Here is an 18,886-nt window from a genome sequence, read left to right on the forward strand (position 1 = left end):
CCGAAGTGCAAGCGCGGGACAAAGAAAAGGGGCAGTCCCGCCGGGACCGCCCCTCTTTTCGAACCATGGTGCGATCGCTTAGATCTTGCCGGTCAGCTCCGGAACGGCGTTGAACAGATCGGCGACGAGGCCGAAGTCGGCGACCTGGAAGATCGGGGCGTCCTCGTCCTTGTTGATCGCGACGATCGTCTTCGAATCCTTCATGCCGGCGAGGTGCTGGATCGCGCCCGAGATGCCGATCGCGAAATACACTTCCGGCGCGACGATCTTGCCGGTCTGGCCGACCTGATAGTCGTTGGGAACATAGCCCGCGTCGACCGCGGCGCGGCTGGCGCCGAGCGCGGCGCCGAGCTTGTCGGCGAGCGGGACGATCACTTCCTGATATTTCTCGCTCGACCCCAGCGCGCGGCCACCCGACACGATGATCTTGGCCGAGGTCAGCTCGGGACGGTCCTGCTTGGCGATTTCGGCACCAACGAAGCTCGAGATGCCGGCGTCGCCGCCAGCCGAAACGGCTTCAACAGTGCCCGAACCGCCGGTGCTGGCAGCCTTTTCGAAGGCGGTGCCGCGAATGGTCAGGACCAGCTTCGCATCCGAGCTTTCGACGGTCGCAATCGCGTTGCCGGCGTAGATCGGGCGGGTGAAGGTCTTCGGACCCTCGACCGACAGGATTTCGCTGATCTGCATCACGTCGAGCAGGGCAGCGACGCGCGGCGCGATATTCTTGCCGGTGGTGGTCGCAGGCGCAACGAACGCATCGTGGCTCGCCATCAGCTCGGCGACGAGCGGCGCGATATTCTCGGGCAGGTTGTGACCGAAGGCGGCGTTGTCGGCGACATGCACCTTCTGCACACCGGCGATCCCGGCGGCAGCCTTCGCAACGCCATCGACGCCGGAACCGGCAACGAGCAGATGGACTTCGCCGAGCTTCGAGGCGGCGGTCACCGCGGCGAGCGTGGCATCCTTGACGGCGCTGCCGTCATGTTCGACCCAAACGAGCGTTTTCATGAATGCACTCCCATCGCCTTCAGCTTGGCAACCAGTTCATCGACATCGGCGACCTTGACGCCGGCCGAGCGGACGGGCGGTTCCGAGACCTTGACCGTCTTGACGCGCGGGGCCGTGTCGACGCCGTAGTCGGCGGGCGACTTGGTATCGAGCGGCTTCGACTTCGCCTTCATGATGTTCGGCAGCGAGGCATAGCGCGGCTCGTTCAGGCGAAGGTCGGTGGTGACGATCGCGGGAAGCTTCAGCTTCACCGTTTCGAGACCGCCGTCGACTTCGCGGGTCACGCTGACATGGTCGCCCTCCACGTTCACCGCGCTGGCAAAAGTGCCCTGCGGCCAGCCGGTCAGCGCAGCGAGCATCTGGCCGGTCTGGTTGTTGTCGCCGTCGATCGCCTGCTTGCCGAGGATCACGAGACCCGGCGCTTCGGCGTCGGCAATCGCCTTGAAGATCTTGGCGAGCGCCAGCGGCTCGACCTCATCGTCGGTCTGCACCAGGATCGCACGGTCGGCGCCCATCGCGAGCGCGGTGCGCAGCGCTTCCTGCGCCTTCGCCGGGCCGACGGACACGGCAACGATCTCGGTCGCGACGCCCTTTTCCTTCAGGCGGATCGCTTCTTCGATACCGATCTCGTCGAACGGGTTCATCGACATCTTCACATTGGCCAGGTCAACGCCCGTGCCGTCGGACTTCACCCGAGGCTTCACGTTGTAATCGAGCACCCGCTTCACGGGGACGAGGATTTTCATGGCTTTAAAAGCTCCTCTCAACAAATTGTGCACTGCGTCATAGTTGCGGTTTACGTAAACGTCAACTAGCAGTCCCTCCCCTCCCTCACGGGGAGGGGATGTGGATTATCAGGCCGCCTTGGCAACCTCGGCGACGATCTTCCTTGCCGCGTCACCCAGGTCGTTGGCCGCCACGATCGGCAGGCCCGAATTGGCGAGAATGTCCTTGCCCTGCTGGACGTTCGTGCCCTCCAGACGGACGACGAGCGGGACCGACAGGTTCACTTCCTTCGCCGCGGCAACGATGCCCTCGGCGATGATGTCGCACTTCATGATGCCGCCGAAGATATTGACGAGGATGCCCTCGACCGCCGGGTCCTTCAGGATGATCTTGAACGCCGCCGTCACCTTTTCCTTCGAGGCGCCGCCGCCGACGTCAAGGAAGTTGGCCGGGAAGGCTCCGTTCAATTTGATGATATCCATCGTCGCCATCGCGAGGCCGGCGCCGTTGACCATGCAGCCGATATTGCCGTCGAGCTTGATGTAGGCGAGGTCATATTCCGATGCCTCGACCTCGGCCGGGTCTTCCTCGGTCAGGTCGCGCAGCTCGGCGATATCCTTGTGGCGGAACATCGCATTGCCGTCGAAGCCCAATTTGGCGTCGAGGACGAGCAGTTCGTCGCCGTTCGCGCCTTCGCAGACCGCGAGCGGGTTGATCTCGATCTGTTCGGCATCGGTCGCGAGGAAGGCGTTGTAGAGGCCGGCGAGAACCTTGGCCGCCTGCTTGGCGAGGTCGCCGTCGAGTTCGAGCGCCGCGGCAACGCTGCGGCCGTGGTGCGGCTGCAGGCCCGTCGCGGGGTCGATGGTGATCGTGTGGATCTTGTCGGGCGTGTTGTGCGCGACGGTTTCGATGTCCATCCCGCCTTCGGTCGAGGCGACCACCGCGATGCGGCTGGTGGCGCGGTCGACGAGGAGCGCGAGATAATATTCCTTTTTGATGTCGGCGCCGTCGGTGATGTAAAGGCGGTTCACCTGCTTGCCGGCTTCGCCGGTCTGGATCGTCACCAGCGTGTTGCCCAGCATGTCCTTCGCGTGCGCTTCGACTTCCTCGAGCGTCTTGGCGAGGCGAACGCCGCCCTTTGCGTCGGGGCCGAGTTCCTTGAACTTGCCCTTCCCGCGGCCGCCGGCGTGGATCTGCGACTTCACGACATAGAGCGGCCCGGGGAGCTGCTTCGCCGCCGCGACGGCTTCTTCTACGCTCATCGCCGCAATGCCCTTGGGGATGGCGACGCCAAATTTCGCGAGCAGTTCTTTCGCCTGATATTCGTGGATGTTCATCGGATCTGCCGGACCTTTCGACTCTGTAAAGGGGGAGAGGATTGGCGCCGCATAAGCACAAGTTGCACGGCAAGGCTACCCCTGCGGCAACAAGAGATTCTATCGATCCTCATTCCTCCGTCATCCCGGCGAAAGCCGGAATCTCGCCAGTGCACTGAAACGCAAGGGTGAGATCCCGGCCTTCGCCGGGATGACAATGGCAGGCTATATGGGTCGGTGGGTCAGCGCAGGGCGCAGAGCGCTGCCGAGCTCGTCGTCACCGTCAAAATCTCCGGATCCTTGAGCGCGCGTACCTTGCGCAGAAACTGATCGAGCGACAGGTCGGTGAGTTGTTTGTCCTTGAGACTGCCCAGCGCCGAGAGGCGGCGAAGCTGCACCAGCGACAGCCGGTCGACCATGCGTTCGGCCATGCATGCCGACATCGCCTTCGACAGGCCGGCGTTGTTGAGCCCGGTGCGCAGCCGCGTTTCGGGCGTCGCACAGCCGCCGAGCATCAGCGAGGCGGCGAGCAAGGGAAATATTGCCAGTTTCATCCGCCCTATCTTCCGTGAAATTCGGCAACGGCGCCCGACACCGCCTGCATCAGCGCCATGCGCGCCGGGATCGACGAGGTCGTGCTGCCCATCATCACGACGATCGCATAGCGTGTGCCGTCGGGCGCCGTCGCAATACCGATGTCATTATACCCTGCCGTCATCCCGTTCAGGTCCTGTCCGGTGCCGGTCTTGTGCACAAAGGTCCAGCCCGGCGGCAAGCCCGCCTTGAGCCGCTTCGGGCCGCTCTTGGTCCGGCTCATCACGCCGAGCAGATAGTCGGTCGACTCCGGCGACAGAAGCGTCCCCCGGGCAAGCCGCGTCAGCGCGCCCGCAATCGCCGAAGGACTTGCGCCGTCGACGGGATTCGCAAGATAATTGTCCATCGCCGACTTGCGCGTCGCGGGCGGCAACGCAGCGCGGGCGGTCTGGAAATTGCGGCCGATCGAATAGCTTTGCTGCCAGGTCAGCCCCGCCGTCCCGGCCTGTAGCAGGCGTTCGCCCGGACCAAAGCGGATCGAACCCAGATCCTTTTTCGAGATGAAGCCGCGCACGGCATTCGGACCGCCGACTGTGCGCAGCAGGCTGTCGTTCGCAAGATTGTCGCTCTGCGTGATCGCCGTTTCGATCAGATCGCGGACGGTCATGCTGATCGCCCCCTCGGCCTGGACGCGGCTCGCGAGCGGTTGGTGAAACACCACCAGATCTTCGGGTCCGATGCGGACTTTCTGATCCAGCCGGACCCGGCCATTGTCGACTGCGTCGAGGATCGACATCGTGACCCACAGCTTCGACACGCTCTGTTGCGGGAACAGGTCGCCGCCGCGTTGAGCGATCGCCCATTCCCCATCGATACGCTGCACCGCGATGCCGGTCTTGCCCGGGAAAGCACGCCACAAACCGGCTATGCGCTCACTGAGGCCGGCGGCGGGACGGCGAAAGCCGGGATCGAGCGTGCCGCGCGGCGGCGGCGTCGCGGCCGAAGCCCGGACGGGGGCACCGATCGCCACCGTCACCGGTCCGCCGAGCGCCGCCTGCGGCTTCTGCGGCGCCGGAACGAACGCCGCGCTGCTCACACAGCCGGCGAGAAAAACGGCACCAATGGCAATACCGAGCAGCGGCCTGCCCGAAAACCTGAACGTCATTTCCACCCCGCGGCTGCGCCCGTCTTTTGTTGCGACCCCATGGTCGAAACCCTCGTCCCGCAGGTGCGCGGGTCGGGCCAGCAAATTGCGACGAATGATTCAAATGCCGCGATAAGCGGCGGAACCCCTCAACCTAAGGAGCGGGCCTCGCACGCACGAGTTCGGGAAACAGCCGCTTGAAGGCCGCCAGCTTGGGTGCGTCCCAGGAGGCGATATATCCGTTCTTCGGATTGCGCTGCATGAAGTTCTGGTGATTGGCCTCGGCGGGATAAAAGGTCTTGTAAGCCTCGACCGGCACAACGATCGGCTTGGGGAAATAGCGTCCCTTCGCGATCTGCGCCAGATAGGCGGTCGCGACCTGCCGCTGCACGGCGTCGAGCGGAACGATCGCGGCACGATATTGCGGACCGCTGTCGGGGCCCTGACGATTCTTGAGCGTCGGGTCGGCAATCACCGAAAAAAGGACGCGCAGCAGCGTCCCGTAACTGACCTGCGACGGATCATAGACAATGCGAACCGCCTCGGCATGGCCGGAAGTGCCATCATGGGTCAGTTCGTATCTCGCCGTTGCCTTGCTGCCGCCGTGATAGCCCGATTCGACCGAGATGACCCCCTTCACATTCGAAAACACGCCCTCGACGCCCCAGAAACAGCCCCCGGCGAGCACCGCGGTTGCGCGCTTTGCCTGCACGGACGGATCGACGGCGGCGGCGGGAAGCTTGACGACGCTTTCCGCTTGCGCGGGCAGCACATGGGTAAAGATCGCAACGCCTGCGAGCGCCACGATCCCGTGCCGCGCGAAGGTCATCCTGAACTTTGTCATGCGGAAAGCCTTATAGCGGCATCGCCAGCGCGGGTTGCTGCATGGCGACGATCACGGCGCCAATGGCAAAGCCGGCGAGCATGGTCAGAAACCAGTCGGAGCGGAGCATGGACAGCATATAAGCCTCTTCTCATATCATGTCGATTCGCGGACAGAGCCGCGTTGATCACACCGACGATATGGAGCGCCCCGACCAGACGTGCAGTGATGGCGGTCACGTTTAAACCAGAGTGCTTACCATCCGGTGAACCGGATCGTTGCGTACCGTTCAGCTTCGCGGATGGGACGCCGCGCTGCGATACGGGATCAGGACAGCGCCGCGCACGCCTGCTGGATGCGCACGCACGCCTCCTTCAGCACGGCCTCCGACGTCGCATAGGAGACGCGGAATGCCGGCGACAGGCCAAAGGCACCGCCATGCACCGCCGCAACGCGCGCGCTGTCGAGGAAATAGTCGATCAGCGCCTCGTCGCTGTCGATCAGCTTGCCGTCGGGCGTCTTCTTGCCGATGCAGCCGCTCGCGTCGGGGTAGACATAGAAGGCGCCATCGGGCGTTGGGCAATTGAGACCGGGAGCGTCGTTGAGCATCGCGACGACCATGTCGCGGCGCTTCCTGAACGCGGCGTTACGATCGTCGAGGAACTGCTGCGGCCCGCCGAGCGCCGCCGCCGCCGCCGCCTGCGCGATCGAGCAGGGGTTCGACGTCGACTGTGACTGCAGCTTGGCCATCGCCTTGACGATCCACGCCGGCCCGCCCGCGTACCCGATGCGCCAGCCGGTCATCGCATAGGCTTTCGAACAGCCGTTCACCGTCAGGATGCGGTCGATCAGGTCGGGGCAACGCTGCGCGATGGTCGTGAACTCGAAATCGGCGTACCAGACATGCTCGTACATGTCGTCGGTCATCACCATCACATGCGGATGACGACGAATGACGTCGCCGATCGCATCGAGTTCCTGCGGCGAATAGGCCGCGCCCGACGGGTTCGACGGCGAGTTGAACATCACCCAGCGGGTCTTCGCCGTGATCGCGGCATCGAGCTGTGCCGGCGTGATCTTGTAATTCTGCGCCGCGGTCCCTTCGATAACCACAGGAGTTCCGCCGGCAAAAGCGACGATGTCGGGATAGCTCACCCAATAGGGTGCCGGGATGATCACCTCGTCGCCCGCATCGACCGTCGCGACCAGGGCATTGAACAGCGTATGCTTGCCGCCGACATTCACGCTGATCTGATCGAGCCCATAATCGAGCCCGTTGTCACGGCGAAACTTGCCGCGGATCGCCTCCTTGAGGGCGATCGTGCCATCGACCAGCGTGTACTTGGTCTGGCCGTTCCGGATCGCCTCGATCGCGGCTTCCTTGACGAAATCGGGCGTATCGAAATCGGGTTCGCCCGCCGACAGGCCGATCACATCGACACCGTCCGCTTTCAGCTTCGCCACGCGCGCGGTCATCGCGAGTGTCGCCGAAGGCTGGATGCGGTTCAACGCGGCGGAGGTATGCGGCTTCAGCGACATGAGAGGCGTCCCCTGTTCGATAAGGAAATTGCGCGCGCCGCGCATAGCCGCGACCTTGGATTGCCGCAACCGCCCCTCTGGAAAAAACAGAATTACGCACCCTCCGAATACGTAGGCGCCTGTCTCTGCGGCGCGGCGGCACGGCAAGGTGCGTTTCCGCGGCTGCCGCCGCCCTATTCCTGCCCCAGCCGCGCCGGGATCAGCCCGCGCAGCGAATTGCCGATGAAAAACCCGTCTTTCAAGTCGGCGAGGCGCAGGTGCGATTCGACCGCGCGCCCCTTTTCGATCAGTTCGGCGCGCAAGACCCCAGGAAGCAGGCCGAGCGACAGCGGCGGCGTCAACAACAGCCCGTCGCGCTCGACAAAAATATTGCTCCAGCTTCCCTCGGTCACGAAGCCCGGCTCGTCGACGAACACGACCTCGGGCAGTCCGCTCGCCTTGCGGACCTCGTCATATGTGGCCCGCAGGCTGGTCTTGTGCGCAAGGCGAAAATCGTCCGCGGCCATCGGCGCCGGATGCACTGCGACGCTGACGGGCAATTCGGCAAGGCGCGGCAACGGCGAAACCTCGACCGCGAGCGCGCCGGATGCCGCGAGCCGCATCCGTACCCGCGCCGCATGGCGAAGGCGGAACGTCGCCGATTGCAGGCTGTTGCGCGCGCCGTGCCGATCGAACGCAAAGCCAAGCGTTCCCGCGCTCGCCTTCATCCGCGCCAGATGGCCCTCCAGTCGCTGAACACCCTCGACCGGATCGAAAAACATCGTTTCTATAAGGTCGAAGCTTTCGCCCGCTGCGCCCACAAATTCCCCCTTGGCCAGACATTCGCGCCATTCCTCGGCCGGCTGGCTGTCGGCGACGATTCCCGAACCGAGCCCCAGCGTGGCGCAAGCCCTGCCTTCCTGCAAGAGGGCCGCCGGTGGAAAGACCAGCGTGCGGATCGCTACATTGAACGCTGCGTCCCCGCCGGACTCGATAAACCCGATCGATCCCGTGTAAAGACCGCGCCCGTCGGCTTCCAGCGCATCGATGATCTCCATCGCCCGCACCTTGGGGGCCCCCGTGATCGATCCGCAGGGAAAGGCCGCCCGCAGGACATCGACCGCGCCCGCCGAATCGGGAAGCGTTGCCGACACGTCGGAGACGAGCTGATGGATCGTCGGGAAGCTTTCGACCCGGAACAGATCGGGCACCGCGACCGTACCGGGCGTCGCCACGCGCGACAGGTCGTTGCGGATAAGATCGACGATCATCAGATTTTCGGCGCGTTGCTTGGGATCGTCCGCAAGCGCTAAGGCCACGGTAGCATCGGCGCCAGCGTCGGTGAGCCGGGCAGCGGTTCCCTTCATCGGGCGGGCCATCACCCGCCGGCCGCGCAATGCGAAGAAAAGCTCGGGCGACAGCGACGCGACCGCCTGCGCGCCGGTCCAGATAAAGCCGCCATAGCCCGCGCGCGCGGTCTGGCGGAGGCGCGCATAGACCGCCAGCGGATTGCCCGCGACGGGCACATCGGCGCGGAAGGTATAATTGGCCTGATAGATATCGCCGTCCCGGATCAGACCGAGAACCGCCTCGACCGCAGCCAGATAGTCGGCGCGCGAAACGCGGGGGCGCACGGCCCCCACCCATCCGCTCGCGGGGTCGGGAAGCCTATCCGGCACGGCGTCGACCGCGATCCGTTCGACCTGCTCGAACAGTCCGAACCAGCCGAGCGGCGATGCCACAACCGACTTCGCGCCTCCCGAATCCACGGTACCGCGCCACGCCGGCGGCAATCCTTTTCCGGCTTCATAGGCAAGGTAGCCCGCCACATGCAGCCCGCGACGAGGCGCCGCTTCAAGCGTTGCAAGCAAGGCGGGAAGCTCGGACGCCGAATGCGCCGTCGCAATCTCGACGGGGTTCCGGAAAAGCCGGGCGGGCGCGGCGCCATCGACGCGCGCATCGTCCAGCAGCACGAACGGCGGGCAGTCCGGGCCCGGAACCGGCAGCGCCGCAGCACTTGTCATAATCCCTCCCGCAGCCGGCCGGCCGCGGTCAGCGGTCGCGCTTCAGACGGATCGCGCGGCCACCCTCGATCGTCGCGAAATAACTGCCCATCGTCGCGGTCTTGATATGGATCTTTTGCCCCGGCTTGGGCTGGCGCGGCAGCTTGGTGGTGTCGATCTGCATCCACACCGCATCATCTTCCATCACCAGCGTATATTTGCCCGACCTGTCGATGCTCACCGACCGGATGACGGTGTCGATCTCCCTGATTTCGTCTTCGTCACCGCCAAAAATTCCACCGAGCTTGGGGAAGGAAAAGCCGAACAGGCCGCGCCGCGTCTTTTTCGCGGTTTCCTTGTCGGTAAAGACGATCTCGCGCGCCTGATCGGCGTTCGCCAGTTCGCCGACCTCGCGATCGAAGCAGGCAAGCCGTCCTGCCGGATCGGCGATGTCGCGGCAGGCATAAAGTTCCTGAATCTGGGCCGGTCGCGGCGGCGGCGCCTTGTCCTTCGCAACCGCAGGCGTCGTCACGGCCAGAGCAAGAAGAACGAGCGGCGCGGCAAAACGCGAAAATGGCTGCAGCATGGAAAACCCCTGTCGAGAAAGACGGCCCCTGACTAGCGGGCGCATTCCCCCGCCGCAAGATTGCGGTCGCGTCCCGGCTTGCTTAGAGTGATGTCAATAACCAGCACAAAGGGTCCCCGCCTTGATGAACAGCCTCCATGACTGGTCGCACGACTACCGCCATCCGACGCCGTGGGATCATCCGTTCGAGCCGCTGTCGCTTCCCGAAATGCTCGCCGCGAGCGTCCGGAAAAATGACACAGCGCCCATGCTCGACTTCATGGGGCGGCGCTTTTCCTATGCCGAAGTATCCGACGCGGTCGCCCGCGTGGCGCGGGGCCTTCAATTGCGGGGGATCGGCAAGGGAAGTCGGGTCGGGTTGTTCCTGCCGAATGTCCCGCATTATGTCGCTGCCTATTATGGAGCACTCGCCGCGGGGGCGACGGTCGTCAATTTCTCCCCGCTCTATACCATCGCCGAGCTGGAGGCGCAGGTCGAGGATTCGGGGACCGATACGCTGGTGACGATCAGCGCGTCGGCGCTGCTGCCGACCGCGCTCGCGGTACTCGAGGGTTCGAGCCTCCGGCAATTGATCGTCGGCTCGATCGCGGGCGGCCTGCCGGCCGCCAAATCGGTGCTCTATCGCCTGTTCAAGAAGGCGGAGGTCGCCGCGCTTCCAGACGATCCCCGCGTCATCCGCTTCTCGGCGCTTGTCGAAAACGACGGCCGGCCCGAACCGGTGGCGATCTCCCCCCAGACCGACGTCGCGCTGATCCAGTACACGGGCGGCACCACCGGCACGCCCAAGGGCGCGGAGCTGACGCACCAGAATCTGACCGCCAACGCCCGTCAGGTGAACGCGATCGACCCCGACCATGACGCGGGCGACCGCATCCTGGGCGTGCTGCCCTTCTTCCATGTCTTTGCGAACACCTGCGTTCTCAACCGCACGATACTCAACGGCGGAATGATCGCGATGCTGCCGCGCTTCGATGCGAAAGCGGCGCTTCAGACGATCACCCGGACCAGGGCGACGGCTCTTCCCGGCGTACCGACGATGTATCAGGCCTTGCTCGACCATCCCGATCTGGCGAAGACCGATTTCTCCAGCCTGCGCGTCTGCATTTCGGGAGGCGCGCCGATGCCTGCCGAGCTTCGCGAGAAATTCATCGCGGCAACCGGTGCGTCGCTCGTCGAAGGCTATGGCCTCACCGAAAGCTCGGGCGTCGTCGCGACCAATCCCTACGACGGACCGGTCAAGCCCGGTACGATCGGGCAGCCGCTTCCCGCAACGCGCATTCGCCTGCTGGACAAGGAAGACCCGGCAAAGGACGCACCCGAGGACGAGCCGGGCGAACTCGCAGTCAAGGGACCGCAGATCATGCGGGGCTATTGGAACCGGCCCGACGCCGACGCCGACAGCTTCACCAGCGACGGCTGGCTGCGCACCGGCGACGTCGCGACGATCGATGACGACGGCTATATCCGCATCGTCGACCGGCTGAAGGACATGATCGCTGTCGGCGGTTTCAAGGTCTATCCCAGCGTGATCGAGGCGCATCTCTACGAGCATCCCGCGGTCAAGGAAGCGATCGTCCTCGGTGTCCCCGACGCCTATCGTGGCGAGGTCCCCAAGGCCTTCGTGACGCTGGAGGAGGGTTTCGACGTCTCGGGCGACGCCCTGGCCGCCTGGCTCAATTCCCGGCTCGGCAAGCATGAGCGGGTCAGCGCGATCGAGGTGCGCGCAAGCCTGCCCAAGACGATGATCGGCAAGCTCGACCGAAAGGCCTTGCGGGCGGAAGCCGACGCCTGAATCGCCCGCCGCCTTCCCGACGCCCGAGGCCAGGCAAAATATTGCAATGAGATGTTGTAACCTTTGGCATGTTATGCCATATCAACGCTCGCAGTTGGACCAACGGAGAATCGGGTGACCCATGTCGCCAATCACAGCCATTACTGGCCGCGCTTCGGCGCGCTGGTTCGGGCTGCGCGCGATTCGCGGCCGCTGACCTCCCTCACCGGCGACCAGCTTGCGATGGGGCTGTCGGGCCTTTGCCTCGTCCATTGCCTCGCCAGCACGATCTTTTTCGCGTCACTGGCCTCGGTCGGCGGAGCGCTGCTCAATCCCGCATTTCACGAAATCGGGTTGGTCATCGCAATCGGATTCGCGCTGGTGACGCTGGTTTCGGGTGTGCTCAGCCATGGCTATATGATGCCCTTTGCGGTTGGCTGTTTCGGGCTCGGCATGATGGCGGGCGCCCTGTCGCGGCCGCACGACGGCAGCGAAATCCTCGCGACGATGATCGGCGTGGCCGTCGTCGCGCTTGGCCACGACCTCAACCGTCGGGCGCGGAGTTAACGCGCCGCTAGGTAGCGCCCCCAGCTTGCGGGCGCCCTCCAAACAACATACATTGTCTGCGTCAGAGGCAGAACGCGCGCAGTTTCGCGCATAAGGAAGCGCCAATGGGCAAGCATGAACATCCGCATGTCGAGGCGACCGGCGCCTCGCTCGCCAAGGCGGCGCAGGACGCGCTCGAAAAGGGCGGCGAAGCGTGGACCGACATGCGCGCGCAGATTTTCGACGCTGTCGCCGAAATCGGCAAGCCCGCCAGCGCTTATGAAATCGCGGATATCGTTTCGCAAAAGCGCGGCAAGCGTGTGGCGCCCAACAGCGTTTATCGCATCCTCGACCTGTTCGTTGCGAACAACCTCGTCCGCCGCGTCGAGAGCGCCAACGCCTTCGTTGCGAACAGTCACCCGGGTTGCCTGCACGACTGCATCTTCCTGATCTGCGACACCTGCGGCACGGCGGTGCACGTCGACAACGACAAGCTGTCCGACGGCGTCCGCGCCGCGGCCGAGGCAACCGGCTTCGCCGCCGAACGCCCGGTTATCGAGGTGCGCGGCAAATGCGCCGAGTGCCAATAAGTTGACCGCACACGCGCTGCCGGCGGCGCGCTGGTGGTTCGCGACCTTCCTGTTCGGCGTCGCCGTCCTGCTGTTCGGCGCTTCGCTCAGCGGCATCTTTCCTGCCTCGGGCCATGCGGTCGAGCCCGGCTATGGTTCGCCCGTCCTCGCCTTTGAGTTCGCACGCAGCCAGGACGACCTCGTCGCGATCTTCGGTGCCGACACCGATCCGTTGCAGGTCTCACGTCTTGCAACCATGCGCAGCGGCAACGAACGCGACTATACCTATATGCTGCTTTATGCCGGCTTCCTCGCGTGCGGGCTGGTGGCGCTCTCTCGCGAACTGGGGCAGCGCCGGCTTCTTGCCGTCGTGGGCCTGCCGATCCTCGCCGCGCTTTGCGACGCTCATGAAAACTGGTTGCTCTTCGACATCCAGACAGCCTTCACGGCCGGAGATTATTCGCCGTCGATGGCCAGCCTGCCGTATCCCGTGGCGGCGAAATTCCTGTTGCTCGCGCTCACCAACGTCGCGATCGGCGCCGCGATGGCGCGCATCGGCCGTTGGTCGATGCTGGCGGGAACACTGGTCGTCGTCGCCACCGTGCCGACGGTCATGGCCGTCACCGCGCCCGAAAGCTTCGGCTGGACGCTGCTCGCCGCCATCGGCAGCGGCTGGATCGTTCTGCTCGGAACCGCCATGATCGGAACGTGGCGGGCACTGGTCCGAAAACGGCCGCTGGCCGATGCCGGCACCACGGCGCGGCAACCGCCCGCGCCGCCGATCACGGCCGCACCGCCGCGAAGGATGTTCGGTCGCCGCAAAGGCTAAACCCCTTTTCGTCGGGGGCCCCGAGGTCTAGGGAGGCGCGAATCCTGAAACAGGGCAAAAGGGGGCTGCACCCATGAACACCGTGATCATCCGCGAGGACGACCTCGTCGAAACCATCGCCGACGCGCTCCAGTACATCAGCTATTTCCATCCGATGGATTATATCCGCGCGCTGGCCGCCGCCTATGAGCGCGAGGTGTCGCCCGCCGCGAAGGACGCTATGGCGCAGATCCTGTCGAACAGCCGCATGTGCGCCGAGGGGCACCGCCCGATCTGCCAGGACACGGGCATCGTCACCGTCTTCATCAAATGGGGCATGGACTGCCGCCTCGACAGCGTCCGCAGCTTGCAGCAGGTCGTCGACGAGGGGGTGCGCAAGGCGTATCTCCACCCCGACAACAAGCTGCGCGCCTCGATCCTCGCCGACCCGGCGTTCAGCCGCGTGAACACGAAGGACAACACACCCTCGGTCCTCAACGTCGAAATGGTGCCCGGCAACAAGGTCGTGATCGACGTTGCGGCAAAAGGCGGCGGCAGCGAAAACAAGTCGAAGTTCAAGATGATGAATCCGTCGGATTCGATCGTCGACTGGGTGCTGGAAATGGTCCCGCAGATGGGTGCCGGCTGGTGTCCGCCGGGGATGCTCGGCATCGGCATCGGCGGGACCGCCGAAAAGGCGATGCTGCTGGCGAAGCAGTCGTTGATGGACCCGATCGACATGACCGAACTGCTCGCGCGCGGTCCGTCGTCGCCGATCGAAGAGCTGCGGATCGAGCTGTATGAAAAGGTCAATGCGCTCGGCATCGGGGCGCAGGGCCTCGGCGGTCTCGCCACCGTGCTCGACATCAAGATCGCCGACTGGCCGACCCATGCCGCGTCGAAACCCGTTGCGATGATCCCGAACTGCGCCGCGACGCGCCACGCCCACGTCACGCTCGACGGCAGCGGCCCGGCCTTCCTCGAACCGCCGGTGCTCGCCGACTATCCGCAGATCGACTGGAAGCCCGACCAGGCCGCCATCCGCGTCGATCTCGACAGCCTGACCCCCGACATGGTCGCGAGCTGGAAACAGGGCGACCGCATCCTCTTGAACGGCAAGATGCTCACCGGCCGCGACGCCGCGCACAAGCGTATTGCCGACATGCTGGCGAAGGGCGAGGAACTGCCTGTCGAATTCAAGGGCCGCGTTATCTATTATGTCGGCCCGGTCGATCCGGTCGGCGAGGAAATCGTCGGCCCCGCCGGCCCGACGACCGCCACGCGCATGGACAAGTTCATGGACATGATGCTGGACCAGGGCCTGCTCGCCTGCGTCGGCAAGGCCGAGCGCGGCCCCGCCGCGACGCAGGCAATCGCGAAGCACAAGAGCGCCTATCTGATGGCGGTCGGCGGCGCCGCGTACCTCGTCGCGCGGGCGATCAAGGGCAGCAAGGTCGTCGGTTTCGCCGACCTTGGCATGGAGGCGATCTACGAATTCGAGGTCAAGGACTTCCCCGTCACCGTCGCCGTCGACAGCGAAGGCCAGAACGTCCACGTCAACGCGCCAAAGCTGTGGCAAAAACGGATCGCCGACGAGGGGTTGCTGGAAAAGGCGTGAACCCCGCGGGCCGTGCCCAACTCGATCGCACACTTCGCTTCCAACTAAACCCGTCACCCCGGCGAAGGCCGGGGCCCCGCCCTCTCGACCAGGTGCATCCGGAACGGCGAGATCCCGGCCTCCGCCGGGATGACGATGCGGGATAGGGTTACGCCATGCGCCAACCCTGCACCTATATTCTTACGAATCGCAGCAATCAGCTCTTCTACATCGGTGTCACCAGCGACATCGCGGCGCGCATAACGCAGCATCGCGCTGGCGAAGGCTCTTCACATTGCCGCCGCTATAATATCTACAAGCTCGTCCATGCCGAGTTTCACGCGACCATGCACGAAGCCATCGCCCGCGAAAAGGCGCTGAAGGAATGGCATCGCGAGTGGAAGAGACGACTAATCACCGAGAGCAATCCGGAGTGGGAGGATTTGTTCGACAAGCTGTTGGGTTGATGCATAACTGGCGAGATCCCGGCGTTCGCCGGGATGACGGTGGAGGGGGCCGGGCAATGGCGAAGATCGGAAAAATCGACCTCTACTCCCCCCTCCCGCCCGAAGAGATCGCGCGCAAGCTGAAGGCGATCATGGACGATCCGATGACGGGCGCAAAGGCGCGCGTCTATGGCAATGGCAGCCAGTATGACATGACGCTGCGCTATGCGCGGCGGAACGTGCAGAATGTGATGGCGCCGCAGCTCGATGCGACGATGGAGCCCCGTGGCGGGGGCACCCGGATCAGCGGTACGATCGGGCGGACGACCGCCGGGCGGTTGTTTCCGGTCTTCTGGTTCGGATTTCTGTCGCTGTTCGTGATCGTCGGCGTGGTGGTCGCCTGGTTCGTTCCCGACGCTATTCTGTTCGGCGCCATCTTTGCCGGCATTCCGATCCTGATGATGATATTGGGCGGCGTCGCCTTTCGGGCCGGCGGCGAGGGAGAGGATGACAAGGCCGAAATCCTCGCCTTCCTCCGCCGCGAACTCGGCGCGACACCGGCCGTCTAGCCCCCGGCGCGCATCCGTTCGACGAACAGCGCGACGTCCATCGCATCGTCACCCGGTTCGCGCGGCGCAAAGCGGGCATAGGCCGCATAGGCCTCGGCCCAGCGCTCCTCCATCCGCACGACATTATAGGGGTGGCTGACGAGGTAGAACTGCCCCGCTTCCATCTGCGGCACGATACGGTCCGCGAAAGCGTCGGCTTCCATCGCGGGGGCGGCATGCCGCGTCATCTCGGATTTGACCCAGCCGGGGATGATCACACCGACCTCCACGTTCGGCGACGCCTCGTTGCGCAGCGTGTCCATCAGGCCGACGACGGCGTGCTTGCTGGCGACATAGATGCCGCCGTTCCGGCGCACCGCGTTGAACAAGCCGTTCTCCGACGCGGTGGCATAGATCGCCGACGGCAGGCCGTCGTCGCGGAAGCGCCGGCCGAAGGTGCGAACGCTGTTCCACACGCCCCAGAAATTGACCTCCATCAGCGCGCGAGCAGCGGCAGCGTCGGTATCGAGTATCTCCGTCCGCACCCCGCCGACCCCGGCGTTGGCGATGATCGCATCGGCGCGGCCATGTTCAGCCCAGGCGAAGTCGGCGAGCGCCTCGATCGCCGCTGCGTCGGTGACATCGCCCGCGAACGCGCGTGCATCGACTCCGCACGCGCCAAGCGCGTCGACGGCCTCGGCCAGCTTGTCCTCACGCGGTTCGAACAGGATGATCCGCGCCCCCGCGCCGCCGATCCGTTTCGCCAGCGCAAAACCGATACCCGTCGCACCCCCTGTGATCACGACGCTTTTGCCCGTAAAGTCCATGGCGCCTCTCCTTCCTTGCAAGGCTAGGCGCGCTGCGCCATCACCGTCAATCGCAGCAGCAGGGAGCGGCCGTTGACCTATACCCTTGTCCCCATCGGTCACGTCCGTGGCGGCCGAGCCGAAGCGATCGACGACGACTGGGGCGCCAGCCGCGCCCGGATCGAACTGGATTCCGATCGCTTTGCGCCTGACGCGCTGGCCGGGCTTGGCGACTTCAGCCACGCCGAAGTCATCTTTCTCTTCGACAAGGTGCCCGACGAAAAGATCGAAAGCGGCGCGCGCCATCCGCGCAGTCGCACCGACTGGCCGCTCGTCGGGATCTTCGCGCAGCGCGGCAAGAATCGCCCCAATCGCATCGGCCTCACGACCTGCCGGATTGTCGCGGTAGACGGGCGGAGCGTTGACGTCGAAGGTCTCGATGCAATCGACGGCACGCCGGTACTCGACATCAAGCCGGTGATGGTGGAGTTTCTTCCGCGTGGGGATGTGCGACAGCCCGACTGGTCGCATGAATTGATGCAGGGATATTGGGTCAAACCGTAACGACAGCGAAAAGGGGTTCATCATGCGCGACGACGATCAGGCTTTCCAGACGATGTTCGAACGGCGCGGCCTGTTGCGCGGGGCGGCGATGCTCGGCGCCGGCGCCGCCGTGATGAGCCCGCTTCCCGCACTCGCCGCAAGCAGCCAGACCGCGGCCATCCGCAAGGCGGCCGAGGCCGGCAAGGAGGCTTCGGTCAAGCGGCTGCGCGACTGGATCGCCTTCCCCTCGATCGCGGCCGAAAACCGCAACATGCCCGAAGGCGCCGCCTATATGGCCGAGCTGGCGAAGGATGCGGGCTTCACCAATGTCGAAATCGTCCCGACCGACGGCCATCCCGGCGTGTTCGGAACGATCGACGTCGGCGCGAAGCGAACGCTCGGCATCTATTTCATGTATGATGTGAAGCAGTTCGACCCGGCCGAATGGTCGTCGCCCCCGCTGGAAGGAAAGATGGTCGACAAACCGGGTTTCGGCATGTCGATCGTCGGTCGCGGCGCGGTGAACCAGAAGGGGCCGGAGGCGACCTTCCTTGCCGCGCTTCACGCGATCCGCGCGGCCAAGGCGAAGCTGCCCGTGAACATCGTGCTCGTGTGCGAAGGCGAAGAGGAGATCGGCTCGCCGCACTTCCGCCAGGTCGCGACCAAGCCCAACGTCCTCGCCGCGCTGAAGAAATGCGACGGCATCTTCATCCCCTTCGCCTCGCAGGACAAGACCGGCGCGGTCGATGTCAATCTGGGGTCGAAGGGCATCATCGAGCTCGAACTGATCGCAAGCGGAGAAAAATGGGGTCGCGGGCCGAAGGGTGATGTCCACTCCAGCCTCAAGGCGATGATCGACTCGCCCGCCTGGCGGCTGGTGCAGGCGCTCCAGACGCTCGTCACCCCCGACGGCAACACGCCGGCGATCGAAGGCTGGTTCGAAAATGTCCGCCCGCTCACCGACCGTGAGAAGGCGCTGATCCGCGAAGCCGCGAAAGGCGCCGACGAAGCGGCCGACAAGGCGGCGCTCGGCGTCAACGTCTGGATCGACAATCTCCAATACGACGACGCGCTGATCCGCCTCGCACAGGAGCCGACCGTCAATATCGAGGGTCTGGTCGCGGGCTATACCGGTCCCGGCGGCAAGACCGTCCTCCCCGGCCGCGCGGTGGCGAAACTCGACCTTCGCCTCGTCCCCAACCAGACGCGCGCCGAGGCCGAGAGAAAGCTCCGCGCGCATCTCGACAAACATGGGTTCACCGATGTCGAGATGAATGTGTCGGGCGGATACGACCCGACCGAAGTGGCCGAGGACAGCCGGCTCGTCCGCACCGAGCTCGCGACGTACAAGACGCTGGGCGTGAAGGCGAACCTCAACGCGCGGCTGGCGGGCAGTTGGCCCGGCGCGACCTTCACCGCGCCGCCGGTTTCGATCCCCGCGGCGCATTTCGGAATCGGGCACGGATCGGGGGCGCATGCGCCGAACGAATATTATCTGATCGATTCGACCAATCCGAAGGTCGCGGGAATGGTCGATGCCACGATGGGCTTTGTCGAGTTTCTCTATACGCTCGCCGCGATCAAGTGAGCGACG

19 protein-coding genes are annotated in these 18,886 nt (G+C 64.8%); 9 read left to right on the forward strand and 10 right to left on the reverse strand.

Going from position 1 to position 18,886, the window contains the following annotated elements; translation table 11 throughout:
* Nucleotides 1–78: 78 nt before the first annotated feature.
* The 9 genes from JNM03_RS05455 to JNM03_RS05495 all read right to left on the reverse strand — a co-directional run bounded on the left by JNM03_RS05455 (nt 79) and on the right by JNM03_RS05495 (nt 9,658).
* Nucleotides 79–1,008 carry an electron transfer flavoprotein subunit alpha/FixB family protein gene (locus JNM03_RS05455; RefSeq protein ID WP_294035066.1) on the reverse strand — a complete coding sequence of 310 codons (930 nt, stop codon included), beginning with the start codon at nt 1,006–1,008 and terminating at the stop codon, nt 79–81.
* On the reverse strand, nt 1,005–1,754 hold the full coding sequence (locus JNM03_RS05460; RefSeq protein ID WP_294035068.1) for an electron transfer flavoprotein subunit beta/FixA family protein: 750 nt from the start codon (nt 1,752–1,754) through the stop codon (nt 1,005–1,007). The genes JNM03_RS05455 and JNM03_RS05460 overlap by 4 nt, the downstream gene beginning before the upstream one ends.
* Before the next feature lie 108 nt (nt 1,755–1,862).
* A complete protein-coding gene (gene sucC / locus JNM03_RS05465) occupies nt 1,863–3,071 on the reverse strand; it encodes an ADP-forming succinate--CoA ligase subunit beta (RefSeq protein ID WP_294035070.1) in 1,209 nt (402 codons plus the stop codon).
* Between the two features lie 221 nt (nt 3,072–3,292).
* Nucleotides 3,293–3,604 carry a hypothetical protein gene (locus tag JNM03_RS05470; RefSeq protein ID WP_294035071.1) on the reverse strand — a complete coding sequence of 104 codons (312 nt, stop codon included), beginning with the start codon at nt 3,602–3,604 and terminating at the stop codon, nt 3,293–3,295.
* Between the two features lie 5 nt (nt 3,605–3,609).
* Entirely contained in the window at nt 3,610–4,749 is a 1,140-nt protein-coding gene (locus JNM03_RS05475; RefSeq protein WP_294035073.1) for a serine hydrolase, read from the reverse strand.
* A 133-nt stretch (nt 4,750–4,882) separates the two neighbouring features.
* Nucleotides 4,883–5,572 carry a peptide-methionine (S)-S-oxide reductase MsrA gene (gene msrA / locus JNM03_RS05480; protein ID WP_294035075.1) on the reverse strand — a complete coding sequence of 230 codons (690 nt, stop codon included), beginning with the start codon at nt 5,570–5,572 and terminating at the stop codon, nt 4,883–4,885.
* Between the two features lie 306 nt (nt 5,573–5,878).
* Complete coding sequence (locus JNM03_RS05485; protein ID WP_294035077.1) at nt 5,879–7,090, reverse strand: pyridoxal phosphate-dependent aminotransferase; 1,212 nt, start codon at nt 7,088–7,090, stop codon at nt 5,879–5,881.
* A gap of 173 nt (nt 7,091–7,263) precedes the next feature.
* Nucleotides 7,264–9,093 (reverse strand): aminodeoxychorismate synthase component I, encoded by a 1,830-nt coding sequence (gene pabB / locus JNM03_RS05490; RefSeq protein ID WP_294035079.1) that lies wholly within the window; start codon nt 9,091–9,093, stop codon nt 7,264–7,266.
* 28 nt (nt 9,094–9,121) lie between these two features.
* Nucleotides 9,122–9,658 carry a hypothetical protein gene (locus JNM03_RS05495; protein ID WP_294035081.1) on the reverse strand — a complete coding sequence of 179 codons (537 nt, stop codon included), beginning with the start codon at nt 9,656–9,658 and terminating at the stop codon, nt 9,122–9,124.
* A 124-nt stretch (nt 9,659–9,782) separates the two neighbouring features.
* On the opposite strand from JNM03_RS05495, the gene JNM03_RS05500 reads away from it, so the two are divergent.
* The 7 genes from JNM03_RS05500 to JNM03_RS05530 all read left to right on the forward strand — a co-directional run bounded on the left by JNM03_RS05500 (nt 9,783) and on the right by JNM03_RS05530 (nt 15,964).
* Nucleotides 9,783–11,450, forward strand: coding sequence for an AMP-binding protein (locus JNM03_RS05500; protein ID WP_294035083.1), 1,668 nt, complete (start codon nt 9,783–9,785; stop codon nt 11,448–11,450).
* Between the two features lie 222 nt (nt 11,451–11,672).
* The gene (locus JNM03_RS05505) at nt 11,673–11,996 is read left to right on the forward strand and encodes a MerC domain-containing protein (RefSeq protein WP_294035344.1); all 324 of its coding nucleotides are present in this window, start codon (nt 11,673–11,675) and stop codon (nt 11,994–11,996) included.
* A gap of 104 nt (nt 11,997–12,100) precedes the next feature.
* Entirely contained in the window at nt 12,101–12,565 is a 465-nt protein-coding gene (locus JNM03_RS05510) for a Fur family transcriptional regulator (RefSeq protein ID WP_294035085.1), read from the forward strand.
* A gap of 1 nt (nt 12,566) precedes the next feature.
* Nucleotides 12,567–13,373, forward strand: a complete 807-nt coding sequence (locus JNM03_RS05515; protein WP_294035086.1) for a hypothetical protein — start codon at nt 12,567–12,569, stop codon at nt 13,371–13,373.
* Between the two features lie 73 nt (nt 13,374–13,446).
* Nucleotides 13,447–14,970 (forward strand): fumarate hydratase, encoded by a 1,524-nt coding sequence (locus tag JNM03_RS05520; RefSeq protein ID WP_294035088.1) that lies wholly within the window; start codon nt 13,447–13,449, stop codon nt 14,968–14,970.
* Between the two features lie 155 nt (nt 14,971–15,125).
* A complete protein-coding gene (locus JNM03_RS05525; protein ID WP_294035090.1) occupies nt 15,126–15,416 on the forward strand; it encodes a GIY-YIG nuclease family protein in 291 nt (96 codons plus the stop codon).
* 56 nt (nt 15,417–15,472) lie between these two features.
* Complete coding sequence (locus JNM03_RS05530; RefSeq protein WP_294035092.1) at nt 15,473–15,964, forward strand: hypothetical protein; 492 nt, start codon at nt 15,473–15,475, stop codon at nt 15,962–15,964.
* Here JNM03_RS05530 and JNM03_RS05535 read toward each other — a convergent pair.
* The gene (locus JNM03_RS05535) at nt 15,961–16,770 is read right to left on the reverse strand and encodes an SDR family oxidoreductase (protein WP_294035094.1); all 810 of its coding nucleotides are present in this window, start codon (nt 16,768–16,770) and stop codon (nt 15,961–15,963) included. The genes JNM03_RS05530 and JNM03_RS05535 overlap by 4 nt on opposite strands.
* Nucleotides 16,771–16,842: 72 nt before the next feature.
* On the opposite strand from JNM03_RS05535, the gene JNM03_RS05540 reads away from it, so the two are divergent.
* Together JNM03_RS05540 and JNM03_RS05545 are read left to right on the forward strand one after the other, a co-directional pair.
* Nucleotides 16,843–17,313, forward strand: a complete 471-nt coding sequence (locus tag JNM03_RS05540; RefSeq protein WP_294035096.1) for an SAM-dependent methyltransferase — start codon at nt 16,843–16,845, stop codon at nt 17,311–17,313.
* Between the two features lie 22 nt (nt 17,314–17,335).
* Nucleotides 17,336–18,880 (forward strand): M20/M25/M40 family metallo-hydrolase, encoded by a 1,545-nt coding sequence (locus tag JNM03_RS05545; RefSeq protein ID WP_294035098.1) that lies wholly within the window; start codon nt 17,336–17,338, stop codon nt 18,878–18,880.
* The last annotated feature ends 6 nt before the right edge of the window (nt 18,881–18,886 follow it).

Origin of the sequence: Sphingopyxis sp., assembly GCF_016793825.1 — a bacterium.
GTDB lineage: Bacteria > Pseudomonadota > Alphaproteobacteria > Sphingomonadales > Sphingomonadaceae > Sphingopyxis.